This window comes from Kineococcus indalonis (assembly GCF_009906395.1).
GTDB lineage: Bacteria > Actinomycetota > Actinomycetes > Actinomycetales > Kineococcaceae > Kineococcus > Kineococcus indalonis.
In genome coordinates this window covers 1-5,157 of record NZ_JAAALM010000294.1, presented here as the reverse complement: position 1 = coordinate 5,157, position 5,157 = coordinate 1, and the positions used below count along the sequence as shown (strand labels likewise).

Here is a 5,157-nt window from a genome sequence, read left to right as displayed (position 1 = left end):
TCACCACTCGGGGCGCGGGCCCGCACCCCGCGCCCCGAGTGGTGATCACCCCGGGGCGGGTGCTGTGCTCGAGGCGTGGACATCGACGGCAAGGTCTTCCTCATCACCGGCGCCTCCTCCGGGATCGGCGCCGCCACCGCCCGCGCCGCCTCCGCCGCCGGCGCCAAGCTCGTCCTGGCCGCCCGGCGCCGCGAGCGCATCGAGGCGCTGGCCGCCGAGCTCGGCGACGCCGTCGCCGTGCGCACCGACGTCACCGACCCCGCCCAGGTGCGCGCGGCCGTGCAGGCCGGCGTCGACGCCCACGGGCGCATCGACGTCCTCGTCAACAACGCCGGCCAGGGCCTGCACTCGCCGCTGGAGCAGGTCGACCCCGAGGACTTCCGCGCCATCCTCGACCTCAACGTCGTGGCCCCCCTCGTGGCCCTGCAGGCCGTCCTGCCGGTGATGCGCGCCCACGGCGGCGGCAGCGTCGTCGACGTCAGCTCCGGCACCTCCCGCACGGTCCTGCCCGGCGTCGGCGCCTACGCCGCCAGCAAGTCCGCCCTCAACATGCTCTCCGCCGTCGCCCGCCGCGAACTGGCCGCCGACGGCGTCGTCGTCTCCACCCTCTACCCCTTCATCACCGCCACCGAGTTCCACGACGTGCTGCGCGCCGGCGCCCTGCGCCAGCGCCCCGGCGGCCCGCCGCCGCACACCCCCGAGCAGGTGGCCGAGGCGGTCCTCGGCCTGGTGCGCTCCGGGGAGGAGGAGGCGGTCCTCGTGCCCGAGGGCTCCGGGGCGCCGCCCGCCCCCCGAGGAGCGGGTCGGGGGGAGGGGTGAGCGCCGACCCCGCGCCCGTCCCGCGACGACACCGCGCCGACCCCGCGCCTACCGCGACGGGACCTGCTCCGGGGCGCCCGGCACCGGCTGCGCCGGGTCGTCCCCCACGGCGACGACCCGGTTGCGGGCGTCGACGTGCACCACGCGCGGCCGGTGGGCGGCGCGCTCGGCCTCCTCCACCTCGACGTACGAGACGATGATCACCAGGTCGCCCGGGTGCACCAGGTGCGCCGCCGCCCCGTTGACCTTCACGTCCCCGCCGCCGGCCCCGCCGACGATCACGTACGTCTCCAGGCGGGCGCCGTTCGTGACGTCCACGACCTGCACCTTCTCGCCCTCCACCAGGTCCGCGGCCCGGCACAGGTCGGCGTCCAGGGTGATCGAGCCCACGTAGTGCAGGTCGGCCTCCGTGACGGTGGCCCGGTGGATCTTGCCGTTCATGAGCGTGCGCCGCACCGCTGCTCCCGTGGTCCTCGCGCGGGTGGCCCTCACCCGACCGGGGAGTATCCCTCAGCGGTGCACGACGACCTTGCCCACGGTGCGGCCGGTCTCGACGAGGCGGTGCGCCTCGCGCAGCCCCGCGGCGCTGAAGTCGTCGATCGCGGTGGTCAGCGTGGAGCGCAGGTGGCCGGCGTCGACGAGGGAGGCGGTCTCCGCCAGGAGGCGTCCCTGCTCGGCGACGTCGGGGGTGGTGAACATCGGGCGGGTGAACATCAGCTCCCAGTGCCAGGTGATGCTCTTGGTCTTCAGCGGGTACAGGTCCAGCCCCACGGGGTCGTCGATGGCGACGACCTCGCCGAACGGCTTGAGGACCTCCGCGAACGCCTCGACGTTGCCGGTGCTGTGCGGGCTGAAGAGGAGGTCCACGCCGTCGGGGGCCTGGGCCCGCACGGAGGCGACGAGGTCGTGGTGGTCGACGACGGCGTCGGCGCCCAGGGCGGTGACCCACTCGCGCGACTCCGCCTTGCCGGCGCCGGCCAGGACCCGCAGGCCGGTGCGCAGCTTGGCGAGCTGGACCAGCACGGAGCCGACGCCGCCCGCGGCGCCCAGGACGAGGAGGTCGCCGCGGGAGGAGCCGGTCAGGCGCAGGCGGTCGAACAGCGACTCCCACGCGGTGATGGTGGTCAGCGGCAGCGCGGCGGCCTCGGCGAAGCCCAGGGTGGTGGGCTTGCGGGACACGACGCGCTCGTCGACGGCGTGCAGCTCGGTGTTCGAGCCGGGGCGGGTGAGGTCGCCGGCGTACCAGACCTCGTCGCCGACGCCGAACCCCTCCACCTGCGGGCCGACGGCCTCGACGGTGCCGGCGGCGTCCCAGCCGAGGACCTTCGGGGTGTCCCGGCGCTCCAGGCCCGAGCGGACCTTCACGTCCACGGGGTTGACGGAGACGGCCCGCACGCGCACGAGCAGGTCGCGCGGGCGCAGCTCGGGCACGGGCACCTCGACGTCGACGAGCGCGTCGGGGTGGGAGATCGGCAGCCCGTCGAAGGCTGCGACGGCGTGCACGGTGCTCACGGTGGTGCTCCTCTCCGCGGGTCCGCCCCGCGGGCCGGTTCAGGTCAGCGTGGTGGAGTCTCCCAGCGACCAGTCGCGCACCTCGGGCATGTCCTCCAGGTGCTCCACGACGTGCTCGTGGTGCCGGGCGAGCTGCGCGCGGCAGTAGTCCACCAGGTCCGCCGCGCCCGGCGGCAGGCGGCGGGCGTTGTTCAGCGCGTCCACCACGAGGTGGTACCGCGAGGCCCGGTTGCGCACCGTCATGTCGAAGGCGGTGGTGGTGGTGCCCTCCTCGACGAAGCCGCGCACGTGGAACCGGTCGGCGTCGGGGCGGCCGTGCACGACCTGGTGGATCGCGCCGGGGAAGCCGTGGAAGGCGAACACCACGTCGACGGAGTCGGTGAACAGCTCCCGGAACCGCAGCTCGCTCATGCCGTGCGGGTGGTCCTTCGGGCGCTGCAGCGCCATGAGGTCCACGACGTTCACGACGCGGAAGCGCAGCTGCGGCAACCGCTCGCGCAGGATCTGCGCGGCGGCCACGGTCTCCATCGTCATCACGTCCCCGGCGCAGCCGAGCACGACGTCCGGCTCGGCCGCGCCGTCGTCGTTGCCGGCCCACTCCCACGCCGACGCCCCGCGCCGGCAGTGCTCCACGGCCTGCTCGATCGTGAGGTACTGCAGCTGCGGCTGCTTGTCGATGACGATCAGGTTCACGTAGTTGCGCGAGCGCAGGCAGTGGTCGGCCACCGACAGCAGGCAGTTCGCGTCCGGCGGCAGGTAGATCCGCGACACCTCGGGGCGCTGGGTGATCGCGACCTGCAGCAGGCCCGGGCCCTGGTGGGAGAAGCCGTTGTGGTCGTTGCGCCACGCCGTGGAGGTGAGCAGGACGTTCAGGCTCGGCACGTCGGCGCGCCAGGGCAGGTCGCCGGCCTCCTCCAGCCACTTGGCGTGCTGCACGGTCTGCGAGGCGCTGACCATCGCGAACGCCTCGTAGGTGGCGAACAGCCCGTGCCGGCCGGTGAGGGTGTACCCCTCCAGCCAGCCGTGGCAGTTGTGCTCGCTGAGCACCTCCACCACCCGCCCGGACCGGCTGATCGAGACGTCCTCCGGGTACGTGCGCTCGGCGAACGCGCGGTCGGAGACCTCGAACACCGCGCCGAGCCGGTTGGAGTTCGTCTCGTCGGGGGAGAACAGGCGGAACGTGCGCGGGTTGCGGGCGTAGACGTCGCGCAGCAGCTCGCCGAACCGCCGGGTGGACTCCGCGCGCTCGCGCGCCGGTGCCTCCACCGGCACGGCGTAGTCGCGGAAGTCCGGCAGGTCCAGGTCCTGCGTGAGCAGGCCGCCGTTGGCGTGCGGGGTGGCGCTCATCCGCAGGTCGCCGGCCGGGGCGGCGGAGCGGACCAGCTCCACGGGCGCGCCGGAGGCGTCGAAGAGGTCGTCCGGGCCGTAGGAGCGCATCCACCGCTCCAGCAGCCGCAGGTGCTCGGGGTTCTCGCGCACCCCGGACAGCGGGACCTGGTGGGCGCGGAACGTCCCGGAGACCTGCACGCCGTCGACCCGGTCCGGGCCGGTCCAGCCCTTGGGGGTGCGCAGCACGATCAGCGGCCAGCGCGGGCGGGGCGCGTCGGCCGGGGCGTCCTGGGCGCGGGCGGCGGCCTGGATCGCCCGGACGCGCCCCCACGCGCGCGCCAGGGTGCCGGCGAAGCGCTCGTGCATGCCGGGCAGGTCGTCGCCGCCGACCTCCAGCACCTCGTAGCCGTGGCCCTCCAGCAGCGAGCGCACCTCGGCGGGGTCCTTGCGGGCCAGCACGGTGGGCCCGGAGATCTTCGCGCCGTTCAGGTGCAGCACGGGCAGCACCGCGCCGTCGCGGGCCGGGTCCAGGAAGGAGATCCCCTTCCAGGAACCCTCCAGCGGCCCGGTCTCGGCCTCGCCGTCTCCGACGACGGCCAGCGCCAGCAGGTCGGGGTTGTCCATGACGGCGCCGAAGGCGTGCACGAGCACGTAGCCCAGCTCGCCGCCCTCGTGGATGGAGCCGGGGGTGGTGACCGAGACGTGGCTGGGGATGCCGCCGGGCGCGGAGAACTGCCGGAACAGCCGCGTCATGCCCTCGGTGCCCAGCGTGACGTGCGGGAACTTCTCGGTGTAGGTGCCCTCCAGGTACGCCGCCGCCACCAGGGCGGGACCGCCGTGCCCGGGGCCGGTGAGGAACAGCGAGGACTGCCCGGTGCGGCGGATCAGCCGGGACAGGTGCGCGTACACGAAGGACAGGCCCGGGCTGGTGCCCCAGTGCCCCAGCAGGCGCGGCTTGACGTGCTCGGTGCGCAGCTCCTCGCGCAGCAGGGGGTTGGCCCGCAGGTAGATCTGCCCCACGGTCAGGTAGTTGCAGGCGCGCCACCACGCGTCCAGCGCGCCGACCTCCTCGGCGCTGGGGCGGGCCAGGGCCTCCAGGAGCCCCGGCGAGACGTCCGGCGAGGTGTCCGGCGAGGTGTCCGGCGAGGCGTCCTGCGTGGTGGCGGCGGCGTCGGTGGTGGGCATGGCGTGCTTCCTCCTCGCTGCACGCGCCGACCCTCACGCGCCGACGCTCGGGACCAGGGCGCTCCGACCCTAGGCCGTCCCGGGGGCGACCGCGCCCCGGGGACGCTGGTGCGGGGCGCGCCGGTCCCCGCACCACCGTCGCCGCAGCTGCGTCCCCGCACCCCGGCGGCCGACGGCGCGCTGTACCCGGCGGGCGGGTCCACCCGCACGCGCAGCCGCACCCAGTTCGCGCCGTGCGAGCGCAGCAGCTGCTCGGCGGGGGCTGCGGGGGCGGTGCTGCCGGTCGTGGCGCTCCTTCGCGTCACGAGGGGG

The 5,157-nt window shown here is 75.1% G+C and carries 4 protein-coding genes; 1 reads left to right on the top strand and 3 read right to left on the bottom strand.

Annotation, left to right across the window (positions count from 1 at the left end):
• Positions 1-75: 75 nt before the first annotated feature.
• Positions 76-819 (top strand): SDR family oxidoreductase, encoded by a 744-nt coding sequence (locus GTR00_RS14110; protein ID WP_166612243.1) that lies wholly within the window; start codon positions 76-78, stop codon positions 817-819.
• 48 nt (positions 820-867) lie between these two features.
• Here GTR00_RS14110 and panD read toward each other — a convergent pair whose 3' ends face one another.
• Genes panD through GTR00_RS14095 form a run of 3 tightly spaced genes read right to left on the bottom strand, consistent with a single transcriptional unit; the run spans position 868 to position 4,845 of the window.
• Entirely contained in the window at positions 868-1,275 is a 408-nt protein-coding gene (panD, locus tag GTR00_RS14105; RefSeq protein WP_166612242.1) for an aspartate 1-decarboxylase, read from the bottom strand.
• A 54-nt stretch (positions 1,276-1,329) separates the two neighbouring features.
• The gene (locus GTR00_RS14100; protein ID WP_166612241.1) at positions 1,330-2,331 is read right to left on the bottom strand and encodes a zinc-binding alcohol dehydrogenase family protein; all 1,002 of its coding nucleotides are present in this window, start codon (positions 2,329-2,331) and stop codon (positions 1,330-1,332) included.
• A gap of 39 nt (positions 2,332-2,370) precedes the next feature.
• Positions 2,371-4,845: a phosphoketolase family protein gene (locus tag GTR00_RS14095; RefSeq protein WP_166612240.1), complete on the bottom strand. Its 2,475-nt coding sequence runs from the start codon at positions 4,843-4,845 to the stop codon at positions 2,371-2,373.
• Positions 4,846-5,157 lie beyond the last annotated feature (312 nt).